The organism is Legionella impletisoli, from assembly GCF_900639875.1.
Taxonomy (GTDB): domain Bacteria; phylum Pseudomonadota; class Gammaproteobacteria; order Legionellales; family Legionellaceae; genus Legionella_A; species Legionella_A impletisoli.
In genome coordinates this window covers 133,829-151,133 of record NZ_CAAAIA010000005.1, presented here as the reverse complement: position 1 = coordinate 151,133, position 17,305 = coordinate 133,829, and the positions used below count along the sequence as shown (strand labels likewise).

Below are 17,305 nucleotides of genomic sequence, written 5' to 3'. Positions count from 1 at the left end.
CCCGGTCAAGCCGTGTGGCGTAGGCTTAAGATATGATCAAGAGACAGCGCATAAAGCGAGGAACGTAGACATTTTAATTTTATTAAATGCTATTAGATGCTTGTATGCTCACGTCGGGGTTAAAGTAAGTCGATGTGTTCGAAACTATTGGCAGCTCTTGTATTTCACGTTAGGATACTATTTTTTGCAACAGGTTGATTACATGGAACAAGTCGACGTTTCTGCTGAACATGTCATTCAGCAGCAAGTACTGCAACTTAGCTCGTTTTTAAATTCTCGAATTCTCGGTCAAAGCGATTTGGTATCGCGATTGTTAATTGCTTTATTAGCCGACGGACATTTGTTGGTGGAAGGGGCTCCGGGGTTAGCTAAGACTCGCGCGGTTAAGGAGCTATCTGAAGGAATTGAGGGCCAGTTTCATCGCATTCAATTCACGCCAGATTTATTACCGGGTGATTTAACAGGAACCGATGTCTATCGCCCAGATGATGGGTCTTTTATTTTTCAACCAGGTCCTATTTTTCATAATTTAGTCCTGGCTGATGAAATTAACCGTGCTCCGGCAAAAGTTCAATCTGCTTTGCTTGAAGCCATGGCCGAGCGCCAAGTGACTATTGGTGGAAAAACCTATCCCTTGCCTGAACTATTCCTTGTAATGGCTACGCAAAATCCCATTGAGCAGGAAGGGACCTACCCGCTTCCAGAAGCGCAATTAGATCGTTTTTTAATGTATGTAAAAATTAGTTATCCAGACGCTAAAGTTGAACACGATATTCTTACTTTGGCAAGAAAAGAAGCACTTGAGTCGGTGTTTTCTAATTCTTCAAATGTCAGTAAACAACAGGTGAAACCTTTAGCGCAAAGTAAGTTATTTGAAGCGCGTAAACAAGTTCTTCGTGTTCATACTAGTGAGCCTTTGGAAAATTACATCGTTCAATTGGTGGTTGCGACCCGAAATCCTAAAGCATACAGCGGTCAACTCCAACGTTGGTTACGATATGGCGCAAGCCCACGCGCAACCATCGCGCTCGATCGCTGCGCTAAAGCACATGCATGGCTTGCGGGAAGAGATTACGTTATTCCCGAAGATATTCATGTCATCGCCCATGATGTATTACGTCATCGAATTCTCTTAACCTTTGAAGCGGAAGCAGAAGGGGTTAGCAGCGATGATTTCCTAGATGAATTGTTACGTTTGGTGGCCTTGCCTTAAGGAAGCCGCATGAGTGATGGAGTGGTTACAGAACTGACTGAGCTAATCGCATTAAGGCGCTATGCTTATTCTGCAAATTATACCCCTGAGCGACGCGCCGTGCGATCAGGTAATCACTTATCCAAACTGCGTGGTCGAGGCATGGATTTTGCTGAGGTTCGTAATTATCAAGCAGGAGATGAAGTCAGACACATGGAGTGGCGCGTAACGGCTCGAACCGGACGACCCCATGTGAAATTGTTTCAGGAAGAGCGCGAACGTCCCGCTATTATATTAGCCGATTTTAGTCCCTCTATGTACTTTGGTACGCGGGTGGCATTTAAATCCGCAGTTGCAGCACGATTGGCGGCGATCCTTGCTTGGACAGCTGTTAATCAAGGCGACAGGCTTGGCGGCTTATTGTTTTCAGATAAGTCCCATAGTGAGTTTATCCCACGTGGTCGAGAGGCGGGTGTGTTGCCCTTTTTAGCCTCCTTATCCGCTTACACAAAAGAGGCTCCGCATGCTATTGATCGCAACGCTTTGCAACATAGCCTATTGAATCAGGCTTTAGTGCGGCTTCGGCGCGTGGCAAGGCCGGGGAGTATTCTTGTTTTAATCAGTGACTTTTATCTGGTTGATGAAGAGACTGAACAACACTTGAGCCGACTTAGAGCACATAATGATATGTTGGCTTATCATGTTTGTGATCCCTTAGAGCTCTCCCCTCCAAAACCTCATCAATATGCCATTACGAATGGTCGTGAGGAAATTTTATTGGATACGACGCAACAGGCAGTAACGACTGCCTATCAAACGTATTGCGAGCGTCGCATTACCGAGCTACAAGCATTGATGAAGCGAAACCAGATCCAGTATGTGCAAGTAACGAGCGAGATGGATTTACCCTATCTTGTTAGAACCACGTATCCGAGGAGATCGACGCATGGCTAACTCGGTTCCCCAGGAATTAGCCCAGCTTCGCGACATCCATTTACCAGTGCCCGTGGGCTGGTGGCCTTTAGCTCCTGGTTGGTATATGCTTTTTTTGGTTTTCGTTTTGGGAATGGCTTGTTGTATTTGGATTTTGTATCGTCGTTATCTCCACGCACGCTCCAAACGTCAAGCTTTACGTTTACTGAATGAATATCATGTAGAGTATAAAACCAATCATAATAGTAAGCAGGCAAGCGCAAGAATTTCGGAGTTGTTAAAACGAGTTGCATTGGTTTATTTTCCTCGCGAACAGGTGGCTGGTCTAAAAGGCGAACAGTGGCTTGAATTTCTAAATGACACGGGGCAACGCATTGATTTTAAACAAGTTCGATACGAGTTGCTTGAGCTCCCTTATGAACGGGACAACGAACGCAAGCGCCTTGATCTTTTATTCCGTTATGCAAAGGATTGGATTAAGCAACGGAGAAAACCATGTTTGAATTAGCCCTCCCTTGGGTATTGCTCGCTTTGCCTCTGCCATGGTTTATTTGGTTTTTTATGTCACGAGCGCCACTTCATTTGCCTGCTGCATTGAAAGTTCCTTTTTATCATGCCGTGGCAAGCATCGTGGAAACAGAAAAACATGGTTTAGCGCGTCGTAAGGGTATAGCTCTTTTATTTTTTATCTGGTGTTTATTATTACTTGCACTTGCAGGCCCACGGTGGGTAGGTGAGCCAGAACCTATTGCTCGAGAAGGGTATAATATTATGCTGGCTCTAGACTTATCAGGTAGCATGGAATTAACAGATATGTTGGTACGTGGCCGGCCGGTAAGCCGATTGTCTGTTGTTAAGCACACAGCAGAGCAATTTGTTGCTGAACGAAAAGCGGATAAAATGGGGCTCATTTTATTTGGCAGTCGAGCTTATCTTCAAACACCCTTAACCTATGATCGAGAAAATTTATTAACAAGAATTGAAGACGCCACCGTTGGATTAGCGGGTAAAACTACCTCCATTGGTGATGCATTAGGATTAGCGGTTAAACATCTTCAGAATGTCCCCAAAGAAGGACGAATCATTATATTGTTAACCGATGGCGCAAATAACTCTGGTGTGCTCACGCCTATAAAAGCCGCTGAATTAGCTCGAACCGATGATATTAAAGTGTATACCATTGGTTTGGGCTCGGAGGCGGACCCCCGTGCCATCAACAGCTTATTTTTTAATATGAATGCAGCGGCAGATCTTGATGAAGAGACCTTACAAAAGGTAGCTGACATTACAGGGGGGCGCTATTTTCGTGCAACGGATATGCAATCATTACAAAACATTTATGACACCATTAATCGTCTAGAACGTGTATCGCAGGATGAAGAGACGATTCGACCGCAACACGACTATTATTACTGGCCGTTAAGTTTAGCCCTCGTTTTATTTTTTTACTGGTTGGCTTATGAAGCTGGTGTTTTGCCTAGACGAATGGTTCAAAGGAACCAGGAGGCATTATCTTAATGGCAGAATTTCATTTTCTAAGACCATACTGGTTGCTCGCTATAATCCCTTTATTCATCCTGATTAGAATGATTTTGCGCAATAAACAAGGTTTACTGGCATGGAGTGATGTTTGCGATAGTCATCTTCTTCATTATTTGATGAAAACGAAACAAAAGAGTAAGCGTATTGCATCACTATGGATCTTATTTACCAGTGTATTACTTATGATAGTCGCGTTAGCGGGTCCAACCTGGTCTCGATATCCTGTACCAACCTTTAAACATCGATTGCCAAGAGTTATTGTTTTGGATATGTCTCACGCCATGTTAGAAAACGATCTGAACCCAGATAGATTAACGCGAGCTAAGTTTAAGCTGCATGATTTGTTTAAATATAAGGATGCGGGACAGTTTGGTTTAGTCGTCTATACCAGTGAACCTTTTATTGTTTCACCCTTAACGGATGATGCAGAAACGATTGATGCACTTCTATCATCGTTAACGGCCGATATTATGCCAGTCCCTGGTCAAAAGCTAGAAACAGCGCTATCACAAGCAGCGCAATTAATTACTCAAGCGGGTTATCATAGCGGTGAGTTACTCGTTCTTACGGGTTCACCTCCTTCTTCAGCAGCAATAGATGAAGCAAAATTGCTCGCAGCAGATGGGATACATACTTCTATTTTGCCTATCACGACCACTTCAACCAATCCGATGTTTAAACGATTTGCACATGCAGGTGAAGGGGAAGTGATTTCTTTTTCCAATACGTCTAGTGATATTGAGTTTTGGCTTAAATCAACACGTGATCACCAACAATATACTGCCAATTTAAAGAATGATATTCCGGTTTGGAAAGATCAAGGCCGATGGTTTTTAATTCCGGCTTTAATTCTATTATTACCCGCATTTCGACGTGGATGGTTGCAGAGGCTTACCACATGAACAATACCGCTCACCGTATCGTTTTGCTGCTGCTTTTGATATGGTCACCGCATGTGATAGCTTGGTCTTGGGCGGACCTATGGGTGACTCCAAACCAGCAAGGACAAAACTTAATGAAGCAAGGGAAATACAAAAAAGCCGAAGAAACATTTGCACGAACGGATTGGCGAGCTGCCGCGGCTTATCGCGCGGGTCATTATGAACAAGCTGCTAAATGGTATGCTTCGCAGCAAGATGTTCAGGGTTATTATAATCAGGGCAACGCATTGGCTCATATGGGAAATTATGAAGCGGCCCTAGCTGCTTACGATAAAGCTTTAACCATGGAACCTGATCATCAAGACGCGCTCCATAACCGTAAAGTAATAGCGGATCTTTTAAAAAAGGATAAAGAACGGCAGGAAAAAGAACAAAAACAACCAAACCAATCGCATCAAGGCAAGCAAGATCAAGGCAAGCAGGATCAAGGCAAGCAGGATCAAGGCAAGCAGGATCAAGGCAAGCAAGATCAAGGCAAGCAAGATCAAGGTAAGCAGGATCAAGGCAAGCAAGATCAAGGCAAGCAAGATCAAGGCAAGCAAGATCAAGGTAAGCAGGATCAAGGCAAGCAAGATCAAGGCAAGCAGGATCAAGGTAAGCAAGATCAAGGTAAGCAAGATCAAGGCAAACAAGATCAGGACAAACAGGATCAGGACAAACAGGATCAAAACAACGCCAGCGATCAGAAACTTCAATCCAATAAACAAGAACAGCAACCTGCAGATGCATCGGGTAAGCAGCCAGCAACTGGTTCACAAACTGAAGAAGAACAAGAACATGCTAAAGAACAATTATTGCGCTTAGTACCTGATGATCCCGGTGGATTAATGCGGGAGAAGTTTCTTCGTGATCACTTAAGAAGGCAGCGAGGATGGTATTAATGAATGAGTATCAATTTCAAAAAACAGCACACCTAAACAATAATGGCTCCTCCTTTGCCGACTTCTCGCGGCTTGAGTGCAGGATCCATCAATCTCTTCAACCAGTTAGGTTCACTAGCCAAGCTTCGAACGGTCAGGAAAAGAAAGATAAGAACACAGCGTTGTTAAAAGATAAAAGCCCTTCCTTTGCCGACTTCCCGCGGCTTGACCGCGGGATCCATCAATCTTATCAACCAGTTAGGTTCACTAGCCAAGCTTCGAACGGTCAGGAAAAGAAAGATAAGAACACAGCGTTGTTAAAAGATAAAAGCCCTTCCTTTGCCGACTTCCCGCGGCTTGACCGCGGGATCCACCAATCTTATCAACCTGTTAGATTCAACAGCCAAGCTTCGAATAGTCAGAGAATGAATAAGAACACGACGCTGTTAAAACAGGCTGTTTTATTTATTTTTGTATACCTCTGGTTAAACACAGCGGTAGCCGAAATTACCGCTCAGGTTAAACCCGATAAAATTCAGTATGGCGAAACATTTCACCTTATCATCACATCCGATGATAAGCAGACTGCACTGCCAAATCTTACGCCCTTACAAAAAGATTTTCGCATTGTGGGAACAGAGCGCGCTATGAATTATACCGTAATGAATGGCCAGGCTAAGTCCATTAGTCAATTTATTGTTCTTTTAATGCCTAAAACGACAGGAAATTTAACTATTCCTCCATTAAACGTTGGGAATCACCAAACGAAAGCGTTCACGGTCGAAGTCAGTGGCCAGCCTATTACCCCACAACCTCAAGATGCTCAACCAGCAGACAGTCAAGATGAAGTCTTGATAAAAACAGAACTCAGTAAAAAACGCCCTTTTATTAGTGAGCAAGTGGTGTACTCGGTAAAATTATTTAACAGCGGGCGTTTATTGGATGCCCAATATCAACCACCTAAAGTAGAGAATGCGTTATTGATCCCATTGGGTGACGCAGATCGCTATCAAAGCTTAGAGAATGGACGAAATTATATCGTTGAAGAGCAGCGCTATGCGATTTTTCCGCAAAAAAGCGGTGAGTTAACGATCACAGGGCCTGCTTTTCACGCATTGGCTTATGAAGCAATCCCACGACAAATTAATATTCCACCCAAGACCTCCCAGTTAATGGTTAAATCTATCCCTAATGACTTTAAGGGAAAGCATTGGCTTCCGGCTAAGAATGTGTCGTTATCAGAAACCTATGACAACCCTAGTCATTTTGCAAAAGTGGGTGACACGTTAACCCGGTACATTACAGTAGAAGCGGTAGCGCTTCCAGCACAATTGTTGCCTCCTTTGGAGTTTGAAGATCAACCTGATTATAACGTTTACCCTGAGAAACCTGACCTTCGTAATGCCATTCGTGATCATGAGCTCGTTGGCAAAGCTGAAATTAAAGTCACTTACCTTCTGAATAAACCTGGACAAATTACGATTCCGGAATTAAGTATTAGCTGGCTAAACACAACAACCGGTAACATGGAGATTGCAAAATTATCCCCGCGTACCCTTGAAGTGAAAAGCTCTGACAAGTCAACATCCACGCCTTTGGACGCAGCCAGTAGAATGACACCCGATGATAAAGCTCCTCTACAAATAGATGCAGCCAATAAATCGAAAGAAATTATCATCACGGAAAAATCGAGTCCGTTAGCATGGTTTTTAGCCGTTACTTTCGCTGTCGCATGGATTTTGACCTTAATGATTTGGTGGTTTAGGCCAAAAATAGTAGCAGGCAATAAAAAGAGGTTAGCGATTAAACGACTGCATGAAGCCTGTATTAATAATAATCCTGCCAAAGCGCGAGAAGCTTTGCTGCACTGGGCCTCTTTACACTGGCCTGATAAAGAGTTTATTGATTTAAATGATATTAGCAAACAAATACGCGACCCGCGTTTTAAAAAGCAACTTACTCTACTATCTCAAGCGATTTACAGCCCTGGCAATCAAGTTAAATGGCATGGGAATGAGTTATGGGTGAGTATCGCAAATTATCGTAGGCGAAAACGTAATAAAAAAAATAAACAGGATGATTTACCTCCGATCAATCCCTAAGCTCAAATGTAAGTAAGGGATCTCCATGAACGTTCGCGAATACATCGAACAGGATGCACAAAGCCTTGCAAAGCTGATTAAACATAATGAAATCAGCGCCGAAGAAGCATTGGATTGTGCATTAGCAAGAATGGAAGAAGTTAACCCTCTTTTAAATGCGGTAGTTACCGATTGCCGCTCGTGGGCTCGAGCACAGTTAGCTCAAATGAATGGTCAAGAACCTTATTATGGGGTGCCCATTTTAGTTAAAGATTTGGGTTATGCTTTAAAAGGCGTTCGCAATACTGAAGGGTCTCGTTTTTTTAAAATGAATCGGGGTCGTGAGAATAGCGATTTTATAGAACGTTTACTTACGCTAGGGTTTGTTCCTTTTGCCATGACCAATACACCGGAGCTTGGGCTGTCCTATGTTACGGAGCCTGTGATATTTGGACCCTGTCGTAACCCCTATGACTTAAGTCGTACTCCAGGTGGGTCCTCGGGTGGATCAGCCGCAGCGGTAGCCGCTGGGATTGCACCTGTCGCTACCGCCAGTGATGGCGGAGGCTCTATCCGTATACCTGCCGCATGCTGCGGGTTATTTGGATTTAAGCCCACCCCTGGTTTAATGCCCACAGGACCTTGGGTAGAAGAGCAATGGTCTGGTTTGGCGACAAATTATATTTTGACAAGACATCTTGATGATGCGGTCAATCTCTTTCCCTTATTAACGACCGCACTGAATATTCACCATGGCACAGAGCGCTTGCCAAGCCATTTAACGTTTGCGAAACTGCAAGGAGCATTTCCTTCTGTACCGGTCGCTAAGCCGTGTCATGAAGCTTTGGATCATTTTACTGCTTTACTGAATGATCAAGGTTACTGTATCAAGACGATTACTTTAGATCTGGATTTAGATACGATTGGTGAGTGCACGCTTTGTCTTATTGCGGCAAATACCTATGCCGAAATTGAACAGCAGGAATATGCCCTAGATCGTAAGGCCACACTTAATGTTCTAGAATCTGTGACTTGGCAGTTTTATGAACAGGGGCGCACGATAACAGCGTCGCAATTAATTACTGCAAAAAATAAATTATTTCAAGCACTTCGCCCTTTGCATCAGGTACTTAATCAGGTCGATTTTATAGTGAGTCCAGCACTGGCACAATTGCCGCTTCCTATCGGTCAATTGAGCATGCAAGACGATTTTGAACGTTTTTTGGAAAAAAATATTGAATTTTCGCCGTTTACATCACTCTTTAATCAGGCAGGAGTTCCAGCTATGACCATTCCAGTATGCTATCATGATCATTTACCGGTCTCAGTACAAATTGCCGCTGGAAAAGGGATGGACAGGCGTCTTTTGCAATTGGCCATGCAATTAAAACCACTATTGCCGGACTTTAGTGAGCCGCAAACTCCAAAGGCTTCGAAATTCATTAAGGATTAGAAGAGTCAAATAGGGCATAGGAGACTACTTATAGCATAAGGATGCTGATCAATGAGTTTGCAGTGGAACCAATTATTTGCTCGGGAAGGAGGGCTTAAACGAGCTTTGCCATTTCTAGAATGGCTTCCAGAGCTAAAATATTGGGCAAATTTAAAAGCCGATATATTGGCTGGGTTAACGGTGGTGATGCTACTCATCCCGCAATCCATGGCTTATGCCCACTTGGCAGGTATTCCTGTCTATATGGGGTTATATGCAGCGTTTATCCCTCCTATTATTGCAGCGCTATTCAGCTCGTCACGTAGTTTATCCACAGGCCCTGTACCGGTCACCTCATTATTAACGGCTGTGGCTTTACAACCCGTTGCGGCTGTAGGTACAAATGATTATTTAAGTTATTTGGTTCTCTTAACGTTTCTAATAGGCCTCATTCAACTCGCGCTTAGCTTTATTCGTTTTGGAGTTGTAGTTAACTTTGTATCCTACCCCGTGTTATTGGGATTGATTAATGCGGTTGCTATTGTAATTGCGTGCATGCAAATTAATAGTTTATTCGGAGTCTATGCCGTAACCAGTCCTCATTTTTATGAAACAGTGTGGCAAGTGTTAAAAGATGCAGTGGCAAATCCACACTGGCCTACCATGGTTATTGCGGCGTTATCCTTTGCTATTATTTTAGGCGGACGTTGGTTATGGCCTGGTTGGCCCCATATTTTATTTGCCGTCGTGATAACAACGCTCGTGGCCTGGTTGAGTGGTTACGAAAAAACAGAGACCATTCGGGTTAATCAGATTGTAAACCTTCCCGTTCAGCAAATATTAGAACATTATAAATCTTACCCGAAGGAGCTGGAAGACCAAATTGCTGCAGTAAAAAAGGCGCAAAAAAGAGTGGAAAATACCGTTAATAAAGTAGGCCCCAATGCTGAAGAAACGGATGAAGCCATGAATAAGGCAGCTGAAGCCAAATGGCAAATGGAGCGTTTGATTTTGCGACATAACCTTGAAATGGCGGAATTAAATCGTTTGCGATTTCGACGCATGACCGCTGATCATCAGAACGTGTTTTATGTAGACGATCAAATGAGTCCTATTGGGCAAGTGGATCCACGTTCTTGGCGCATTGCCAAACTACCCGAGAACGGTTATTTAAAAATTCAAGCAGGTGGTGAGGTAGTAGGGGCTATTCCTCGCGGTTTACCTTCGTTTAAGCCCGTTGTGTTTAATTGGCAAATCATGCGCGATCTCTTTATTGCGGCCTTAGTTATTGCGCTGGTTGGCTTTACCGAAGCAATTACCATTGCTAAGCGAATCGCTACGGAAAGTCGGCAGCAGTTTGATACGAACCAAGAATTACTAAGCCAGGGATTAGCGAAATGCGTGGGAAGTTATTTCCAATGCATGCCCGTGTCCGGTAGCTTCACACGCACCGCTTTAAATTATCAAGCCGGTGCCAGGACTCCATTTTCCTCTGTGGTTGCCGGTGTCGTTGTGATGGTTGTGCTGCTATGGTTGACGCCGTTATTTTATTATCTCCCTTATGCCACATTAGGTGTCATTATTATGGTTGGGGTATTAAGCTTGTTGGATATTAAAGAAATGTGGCGAGTTTGGAAGATTAGTCGCAACGAGGGTATTGTTGCTCTCACGACATTTATCATGGCATTAATTTTAGCCCCACGCATTGCTTTTGCTGTCGTGGTTGGCATTTTACTTTCATTAATATTTTATTTATACGAGACGATGCGCCCAAGACTGAGTGAATTAACTCGTGATGAGCATGGAGAATTAGTCGAAGTTACCGACCGAGAGACAGAAGAAACCTGTTATTTAATCAGTATTCTGCGATTTAATGGGCCACTTTACTTTGCTAACGCGGCTTATTTTGAAAATAAAATCCTAGAACTCATCAGCGCTAAACAAAAATTGCGTTATATCATTATGGACTGCGTTAGTCTCAATCAATTAGATGCGACCGGCGTTGAAACCTTACGTAGTGTTTCAGCAAGGCTCGAAGAGGCAGGGATTGAGCTCTGGTTTACTCGTGTAAGAAGACCCGTCATGAGTTTATTAAAACGAAGTGGGTTGGTTAAAAAACTTGGCCCACATCATTTTTATAAAAACAATGAAATTGCTCTGGATAGACTTTCTGAACATTTAGGTGCTAAGCACATGAACACTTGTCCTTTAAGGCGTAAGACTCGTCAGCATAATAAACCGCCCTCCAAATAGACAATTATTTGTACAAAAAATAAAAAAATAAACAAAAAAGCTCGCTATATTACACACCCTGCGTTATACTTATAAAACTTGTTGTAGTATCCCGGTAAACATTGTTACTCGTGAATTCCCTCCTTTAACGATTTAATAAGTAGTGAACCTAACGCCAACCAATCGTTCTTCCTGGAACCTAATCCACAAGTATGTGTATAACTTAATTTTGGAAAAAAGAATGTCTGCTAAAGAAACCGGCCACGTGAAGTGGTTTAATGATGATAAAGGCTATGGATTTATTAGCCGTGATAATGGTCAAGATGATGTATTTGTGCACTTCCGCTCAATTGTCAGTTCAGAAAATCGTAAAACCTTAGCTGAAGGTCAGCGTGTTGAGTTTACGGTTACCAAAGGTCCTAAAGGCCTACAAGCTGAAGAAGTATCGGCGGTCTAAACCTCGATTTCTCCATACTTTCCCTTGGTTGCCATATCAATCATCCAAGGGAAAGTTCTTTTTTAACCTAATGTCTTAGGTTAAATCCAATCCGTAAGTCCCTTTCAATGAGCACTGGTAAATTCTTCTAATCCAGATATAATGGACTTTATCTTATACAAATGCCAGGGGGCATGAATGATAAGATTTACCCTGATTTTGCTCGCATGTTTCTCAACGACTGGGTTAGCTGCGATTCCTGTTGCAGGCTACTTTGAAGCTTCAAATACGTGTCCCGCGTATATATCAAAAGATGAGCCCCAGACTGCTGAAGAGTACCTATATCCCTCACAACGTTATGTAATCAAAGAAATTAATCACCAAGCTCCTGAATGGGTTCGCATTCAATTGCATGACAACCCAAACGCGTTACGATGGGTAAAAGCAGCGTGCGGCAAATCCCAATATACTGTAAAAAAAAGGATCCCTTGTGATAATACCCCGGGACTGGCGGATCATTTTGTTTTAGCGCTCAATTGGCAACCTGGATTTTGCGAAACGTATGGCTATGAAGCTGGAAAACCAGAGTGCTATAAATTGAACCCCGACTCCTACCAAGCAAGTCATTTAGCGCTGCATGGATTATGGCCAAATCAGAAAAGCTGTGGCAGTCATTACGGCTATTGTGGCGGAAGCAAAAAAAATAAATTTTGTCATTATCCTCCTGTTTCATTAAGCCCACAGGTTAGTAAGCGACTGAAGCAATTGATGCCAAGTTTTGAGCACGGAAGCTGTCTTGAGCGCCATGAATGGAACCGCCATGGAATGTGTCAGATGCTATCGAGTGATGACTATTTTTCGCTTGCTATGGATCTGGTTGAGCAATTAAATCAAACTTCATTTAGCAATTTTCTAGCAAAGCACGTTGGCGAGGAAGTTCGATTGGTTGATCTTCAGCGTGAATTTGAAAGTGCGTTCGGAAAAGGAGCGAAGGATAAGGTCTATTTTGGATGTACTCATGGCTATTTGGTGGATGTGTACATTACACTCCCAGCTTTAATGCCAAAAGGAGAATCGTTAGCTCGTTTGGTCCAGAAGGCACCCGTTGACCTTCATCGTGGAGGGTGTTCAAATCGAATCAAAATTTCCGATTTTTATCCCGAATAAGATGGGAAAAGCTTATAAGATAAGGTACGGAAAATTTTAGTCAGAAATTTAGGTTAATGTAGCAAAGTGAAGTTTGATCAAGCGCTCGTCCAATAGAATGTTCCTGCATAATACGATTAAGGCGGGAATTTCTCTTTGCCGAATGAAATTCTTGCGCATTATCCGAAGTTCCTCTAATGTAGCAAGATATTGGAACAGGAAAAGAATCATGCTAAGACGCTCTATTTTATTGATTTTTTTAATGATGTTGGCTGGTTGTGCTCATCGCCCATCCCCCCCATCGACATTACCTGTTATCCAACAAACAAGAGATGTTGGGACCTTTAATCGAGTCAAGGTTCAAGGAAATATTAACATCAGTCTTCACTCGGGATATTCAAAACCAAAAGTAATTTTAATCGGCGCTGCAACCGATTTAGCCAACGTCACAACCACCCTATCTAACAATACCTTAGTCATTATCGCAGGAAAAGGTTACCCTAAACATGGGCCAGTTACCGCCAAAGTACATGGGCGTTTTTTAAATCGCTTTGAATATCAAGGTAATGGAATTGTTAAAGGAACGAAGATTAATTCCAATTTGATTGATTTTGTCCTAGATAATGACAAGGGAAACATCATTTTAGGAGGCAACCTCGGGGTTAGAAAACTGAATATTACTTCTGGTACCGTGGATATAAGTGGCGTTCGAAGCCATAATTTAATGATGGATTTAAGCGGGAACGCCAATGTTAAATTAAAAGGCATGGCGAATGTAACCTCGCTGACTATGGTAGATAAAGCTCAATTAAGTTTTTATTGGGTTAATAGCAAAGCATTGGTAGTACGTGGCTATGATCAATCTTATATTCAGCTCGCTGGCATAACCGATAAGCTCGATGTAGAGTTATGTGATAAAGCCCGGTTTCATGGCCGTTATTTGCGGGCAGAACGTGCCTTTGTGAAAACCTTTAATCAGTCGGTTGCCGAAATTTCCGCGGTCAAACGTCAGCATACACTGGCTAGTGATGCTAGCGATATTCATTTTTATAATATACCGGATATGAGAACCGACTTTCTTGCGTTTGACGGCTCTGTTTTAGACATGCGGGATTTAAGAATGCCATTTATCCAAGAGTACACGCATTATAATAAATGGATTCAAATGTAACCGACATTCCGAACGGCGTCTTTTTTGCTAAAAATACTGTGATGTGGAATGTCGGGTGTAATTTTGCTTGAGTCACGAAGCGTTTTCTTGGCTTAGAATAGGGTTTTCTTTCTTTGAGTTCTGCTTTAAGCGAGCAATAATGCGATCAATATCCCCATCTAATGGCAAAATATGAGCGGAGTTTTGCAGCCAATGAATGTCAACATTTGAAAGCTTATCAAAATATTTTTCCACCTCATGGGAGTCAACTACCTCATCATAAGCTCCTAAAAAAACATCAACGGGGCATTTGGGAGGTGAGAATTTAAATTCTTTGATTAAGGTTAATATTTCAATAATAGTCGCAATGGGTAAATGACGATACGCAATTTCAGCTGCTCGATTTGTACGCAAATTACCTGCTCGATTACGTAATGTTTTAAATCCAAGAGTACGTAAGAGTTTAGCAAGCGTGATGGCTAAGGGAATATTTAATTGCAGCGAAAGCGCAGGAGCTAGTAAATAAAGATGATGCAGTGAAAAGCGATTGGCTAAATGACAAGCTAATAACCCGCCTAATGAAAGCCCCATCACATCTACTTTGGGGTAATCTTTTATCAACGCCTCACAAGCTTCTTCCGCAGCATGAACCCATTCATGGGCTTCTACTTTAGCAAAGGCGGCTAAATGCGTTGCATGGCCAGGTAAAGCAGGGCATAACACAGCATCGTATAAACGCGAAAACGTTGGCATGAGCTCCCGGTAAACCGCTGGAGAGGATGAAAAACCATGCAATAACAATAAAGCGCGTTCGCGAGGCTCTTTGCGATGATCAATCGGTGCTAACCAGGCAGATTGTTCTTTAGACAAAGAGCGAATGGCTTTGCCTCGCCACATGTAACGAAAATCATCAATATCCATAGCTACGCACCATATTTTCTACCGTTTTGAACCATCTATTGTTAATAGTATAACCCAGAAGAGAGAAATCGTTCATAATGCAAGCTGCTATACTTATAAAGTAAAGAAGGTGTAAAAAACATACCTGGAGGATAAGTAATGATTCACTTCTGGATACAATCATTATAAAAAGAGTGATGAATCCATAATTCTTGCTCTGGGTGTCACACACCATTGTGTTGTAATTATTTTATGTCTTAGGGTATATACTTAATAGTATGAAATGACAAAATGAGGTTTTAGTCATGCCGAACGAAGAAAACTACTTTGTAACTTTAGGGTTAGGTGAGCGCGACATTAAAGACATTACTTTTCAGGATGTAAAAAAGGCAAGAAATAAACTTGTTTTACAACATCATCCAGATAAGGGAGGTGATGAAGAAACATTTAAAAAAATCTATAACGCTTTTGACGCGATAAATAATGAAGATAAATTTCAACAATACAAAAATAATCTCTTACAAAAAGCAGCAACAGCAACTTTTACAGAGGAAATTGCTTCTGAGAAATCTTCTGCTTCTACTAATCCAACTTCTACATCCCCTCAGCCGACAACAAGTCCTCAATCGGATGAATTTCAAGTCGCCATCCCTTCAGTAGAACCGTCTGCCGAAGCTTCTGAAGAAGAGGAAACAGCTCTTGAAGTAGGAGCGGTAGCACCTCAAGTTAATGCCCAGCCTCCCTCACCAGAACCTCTAGCCAGTACACCGACTACACCACAAGAGGCGGAGGAAAGTGATCAAAAACAAGAAAAAAATGATGAACAATCCAATGAAACACAAAATACGGCAGGAAGCGACGTTAATCCGCAAATGGCAGATAATCCACTTTTAAGCGGAGGTAATCCAACGACTATGTTGGAATTCTATATTGAGATGATGAAGGAGATATTAAATCGGGACTTAGGTACCAATTCAAACGCGAATGACTCACAAGCCAAAGAACAAGTCGCTCAAAATCCAGCAGAGAACGGCAAAGCTCCAGAAGCAACAGAAGACTCAGACTCTGAAGAAATTCAATTCACAGAGGCTGTTTCAGCTACCGACAATGCTCAACTGTCAGAAGCTAAGCAAAACTCTCAGCAAAGCATCCAAGCTTCTGAGCCAAGGGCACAAATTTCCGCGCAAAGTACTGCAAATGTTCTGGCTATTGAAGATACACCAGAAGCGGCGAGCCCCCAAACGAGCTTAGCTCAAATGAGCCAACCCTCTAGTTCTCCTAATCCAAGCGCAGCACTTCTAGCCATAGCGGATAATACATTATCAGATCGTCAAACAGTCCAAGCATCACAGCAGAAACAATTGGAGCTAGAAAATCAACAATCCACTGGATTACAATTGCCTGGTGCTTAAGTAACCTTACTTATTCGATTTGGAGCGATAGTTATCGCTCCAATAGTTTATGAGGCATGCTCTCAAGTTTACCGGCTTGAGTGACCACAACATAATTTAATTTACGTTGTAACTCACTGATGGTGTCTGCACCAGCATAGGTTAAGCCCGAACGTAATCCGCCGATAATATCTGCGATAATCGCATCCTGGGTGTTGCGATAAGGCACTTCGGTGGCAACGCCTTCAGCGGTTTTCCACTCATGGACTTGACCAATAAAATCTTCTTGTGCTTCTCGTGAAGCCATGCCGCGATACATTTTAACTTTGGTGCCGTCTTCTTTCGTAATGACTTTTCCTGGAGTGGGATCCGTTCCTGCCAGTAAGCCACCAATCATTACAAAGTCAGCGCCAAAAGCTAATGCTTTGACAATATCTCCAGAGGTTCGAATTCCACCATCGGCAACAATAGAACGATCGGTTCTTGCACAATCTTGAATACAAGTCAGCATGGGCACACCAAAGCCCGTTTTAATTCGCGTACTGCATACTGATCCACCACCAATGCCCGCTTTAATGATATCTGCGCCGCAGGAGGCTAGATAATCGGCACCCGCATAGGTGGCAACATTCCCAGCCATAATGCAGCGATCAGAAAGCATTTGACGTAGGCTTTTTAAAGTTTTGCCGACGTATTTAGCATGAGCGTGTGCAACATCCACGCAAAAATAATCGGCTCCTGCGTCACGCAACGCTTCTGCGCGCTCGAGCTCTGCGGGAGTGCAGCCTACGGAGACGAAAACCTGGCCTTCACAGGCTTTAAACTCTCGAATGTTGTCTTCAACACTTAGAAAACGATGTAGCGCGCCAATGCCACCTTTACTTAACATAAAGTTTGCCATCTTACTTTCGGTGATGGTATCCATGTTTGAACTGATCACAGGCAATTCGAGGGTAAGCTTTTCTAGGCGGTCCTTCATACCAATGTTCACCACCCGACGAGATTCGTGATGGTTATAAGAAGGGATAAGTAAAACGTCATCAAACGTAATGGCTTGGGTAGACATGAT

15 protein-coding genes are annotated in these 17,305 nt (G+C 42.7%); 13 read left to right on the top strand and 2 right to left on the bottom strand.

Annotated elements, in window-relative coordinates; all coding sequences use genetic code 11:
- Window positions 1–202 precede the first annotated feature (202 nt).
- The 12 genes from E1O41_RS06885 (at window position 203) to E1O41_RS06830 (ending at window position 13,966) form a co-directional block, all read left to right on the top strand.
- Window positions 203–1,213 carry an AAA family ATPase gene (locus E1O41_RS06885; RefSeq protein ID WP_131776583.1) on the top strand — a complete coding sequence of 337 codons (1,011 nt, stop codon included), beginning with the start codon at window positions 203–205 and terminating at the stop codon, window positions 1,211–1,213.
- A gap of 9 nt (window positions 1,214–1,222) precedes the next feature.
- Window positions 1,223–2,146 carry a DUF58 domain-containing protein gene (locus E1O41_RS06880; protein WP_131776582.1) on the top strand — a complete coding sequence of 308 codons (924 nt, stop codon included), beginning with the start codon at window positions 1,223–1,225 and terminating at the stop codon, window positions 2,144–2,146.
- Complete coding sequence (locus tag E1O41_RS06875) at window positions 2,139–2,633, top strand: DUF4381 domain-containing protein (RefSeq protein ID WP_131776581.1); 495 nt, start codon at window positions 2,139–2,141, stop codon at window positions 2,631–2,633. Before E1O41_RS06880 ends, E1O41_RS06875 begins: the two co-directional genes overlap by 8 nt.
- The gene (locus tag E1O41_RS06870) at window positions 2,621–3,643 is read left to right on the top strand and encodes a VWA domain-containing protein (protein ID WP_131776580.1); all 1,023 of its coding nucleotides are present in this window, start codon (window positions 2,621–2,623) and stop codon (window positions 3,641–3,643) included. The genes E1O41_RS06875 and E1O41_RS06870 overlap by 13 nt, the downstream gene beginning before the upstream one ends.
- Window positions 3,643–4,569: a vWA domain-containing protein gene (locus E1O41_RS06865; protein ID WP_131776579.1), complete on the top strand. Its 927-nt coding sequence runs from the start codon at window positions 3,643–3,645 to the stop codon at window positions 4,567–4,569. Before E1O41_RS06870 ends, E1O41_RS06865 begins: the two co-directional genes overlap by 1 nt.
- Window positions 4,566–5,489: a tetratricopeptide repeat protein gene (locus E1O41_RS06860; RefSeq protein WP_131776578.1), complete on the top strand. Its 924-nt coding sequence runs from the start codon at window positions 4,566–4,568 to the stop codon at window positions 5,487–5,489. Before E1O41_RS06865 ends, E1O41_RS06860 begins: the two co-directional genes overlap by 4 nt.
- Complete coding sequence (locus E1O41_RS06855; RefSeq protein WP_165481141.1) at window positions 5,489–7,570, top strand: BatD family protein; 2,082 nt, start codon at window positions 5,489–5,491, stop codon at window positions 7,568–7,570. Before E1O41_RS06860 ends, E1O41_RS06855 begins: the two co-directional genes overlap by 1 nt.
- A gap of 25 nt (window positions 7,571–7,595) precedes the next feature.
- On the top strand, window positions 7,596–9,002 hold the full coding sequence (locus tag E1O41_RS06850) for an amidase (RefSeq protein WP_131776576.1): 1,407 nt from the start codon (window positions 7,596–7,598) through the stop codon (window positions 9,000–9,002).
- Window positions 9,003–9,053: 51 nt separating this feature from the next.
- Window positions 9,054–11,234: a SulP family inorganic anion transporter gene (locus E1O41_RS06845; protein WP_131776575.1), complete on the top strand. Its 2,181-nt coding sequence runs from the start codon at window positions 9,054–9,056 to the stop codon at window positions 11,232–11,234.
- A gap of 220 nt (window positions 11,235–11,454) precedes the next feature.
- Window positions 11,455–11,670 (top strand): cold-shock protein, encoded by a 216-nt coding sequence (locus E1O41_RS06840; protein WP_131776574.1) that lies wholly within the window; start codon window positions 11,455–11,457, stop codon window positions 11,668–11,670.
- Window positions 11,671–11,847: 177 nt separating this feature from the next.
- Window positions 11,848–12,816 carry a ribonuclease T2 family protein gene (locus E1O41_RS06835; RefSeq protein ID WP_131776573.1) on the top strand — a complete coding sequence of 323 codons (969 nt, stop codon included), beginning with the start codon at window positions 11,848–11,850 and terminating at the stop codon, window positions 12,814–12,816.
- Between the two features lie 208 nt (window positions 12,817–13,024).
- Window positions 13,025–13,966 carry a GIN domain-containing protein gene (locus E1O41_RS06830; protein ID WP_131776572.1) on the top strand — a complete coding sequence of 314 codons (942 nt, stop codon included), beginning with the start codon at window positions 13,025–13,027 and terminating at the stop codon, window positions 13,964–13,966.
- Window positions 13,967–14,038: 72 nt separating this feature from the next.
- On the opposite strand, the gene E1O41_RS06825 is transcribed toward E1O41_RS06830, so the two are convergent.
- The gene (locus tag E1O41_RS06825) at window positions 14,039–14,866 is read right to left on the bottom strand and encodes an alpha/beta hydrolase (protein WP_131776571.1); all 828 of its coding nucleotides are present in this window, start codon (window positions 14,864–14,866) and stop codon (window positions 14,039–14,041) included.
- Between the two features lie 284 nt (window positions 14,867–15,150).
- Here E1O41_RS06825 and E1O41_RS06820 point away from each other — a divergent pair, with 284 nt between their 5' ends.
- Complete coding sequence (locus tag E1O41_RS06820; protein ID WP_131776570.1) at window positions 15,151–16,257, top strand: DnaJ domain-containing protein; 1,107 nt, start codon at window positions 15,151–15,153, stop codon at window positions 16,255–16,257.
- Window positions 16,258–16,288: 31 nt separating this feature from the next.
- On the opposite strand, the gene E1O41_RS06815 is transcribed toward E1O41_RS06820, so the two are convergent.
- Window positions 16,289–17,302, bottom strand: a complete 1,014-nt coding sequence (locus tag E1O41_RS06815; RefSeq protein WP_131776569.1) for a guanosine monophosphate reductase — start codon at window positions 17,300–17,302, stop codon at window positions 16,289–16,291.
- Window positions 17,303–17,305 lie beyond the last annotated feature (3 nt).

What these genes read in the sequence shown, in the direction of transcription:
- E1O41_RS06885 (WP_131776583.1), top strand. Translation starts at nt 203, where the DNA reads ATGGAACAAGTCGACGTTTCTGCTGAACATGTCATTCAGCAGCAAGTA.
- E1O41_RS06880 (WP_131776582.1), top strand. Translation starts at nt 1,223, where the DNA reads ATGAGTGATGGAGTGGTTACAGAACTGACTGAGCTAATCGCATTAAGG.
- E1O41_RS06875 (WP_131776581.1), top strand. Translation starts at nt 2,139, where the DNA reads ATGGCTAACTCGGTTCCCCAGGAATTAGCCCAGCTTCGCGACATCCAT.
- E1O41_RS06870 (WP_131776580.1), top strand. Translation starts at nt 2,621, where the DNA reads ATGTTTGAATTAGCCCTCCCTTGGGTATTGCTCGCTTTGCCTCTGCCA.
- E1O41_RS06865 (WP_131776579.1), top strand. Translation starts at nt 3,643, where the DNA reads ATGGCAGAATTTCATTTTCTAAGACCATACTGGTTGCTCGCTATAATC.
- E1O41_RS06860 (WP_131776578.1), top strand. Translation starts at nt 4,566, where the DNA reads ATGAACAATACCGCTCACCGTATCGTTTTGCTGCTGCTTTTGATATGG.
- E1O41_RS06855 (WP_165481141.1), top strand. Translation starts at nt 5,489, where the DNA reads ATGAATGAGTATCAATTTCAAAAAACAGCACACCTAAACAATAATGGC.
- E1O41_RS06850 (WP_131776576.1), top strand. Translation starts at nt 7,596, where the DNA reads ATGAACGTTCGCGAATACATCGAACAGGATGCACAAAGCCTTGCAAAG.
- E1O41_RS06845 (WP_131776575.1), top strand. Translation starts at nt 9,054, where the DNA reads ATGAGTTTGCAGTGGAACCAATTATTTGCTCGGGAAGGAGGGCTTAAA.
- E1O41_RS06840 (WP_131776574.1), top strand. Translation starts at nt 11,455, where the DNA reads ATGTCTGCTAAAGAAACCGGCCACGTGAAGTGGTTTAATGATGATAAA.
- E1O41_RS06835 (WP_131776573.1), top strand. Translation starts at nt 11,848, where the DNA reads ATGATAAGATTTACCCTGATTTTGCTCGCATGTTTCTCAACGACTGGG.
- E1O41_RS06830 (WP_131776572.1), top strand. Translation starts at nt 13,025, where the DNA reads ATGCTAAGACGCTCTATTTTATTGATTTTTTTAATGATGTTGGCTGGT.
- E1O41_RS06825 (WP_131776571.1), bottom strand. Translation starts at nt 14,866, where the DNA reads ATGGATATTGATGATTTTCGTTACATGTGGCGAGGCAAAGCCATTCGC.
- E1O41_RS06820 (WP_131776570.1), top strand. Translation starts at nt 15,151, where the DNA reads ATGCCGAACGAAGAAAACTACTTTGTAACTTTAGGGTTAGGTGAGCGC.
- E1O41_RS06815 (WP_131776569.1), bottom strand. Translation starts at nt 17,302, where the DNA reads ATGTCTACCCAAGCCATTACGTTTGATGACGTTTTACTTATCCCTTCT.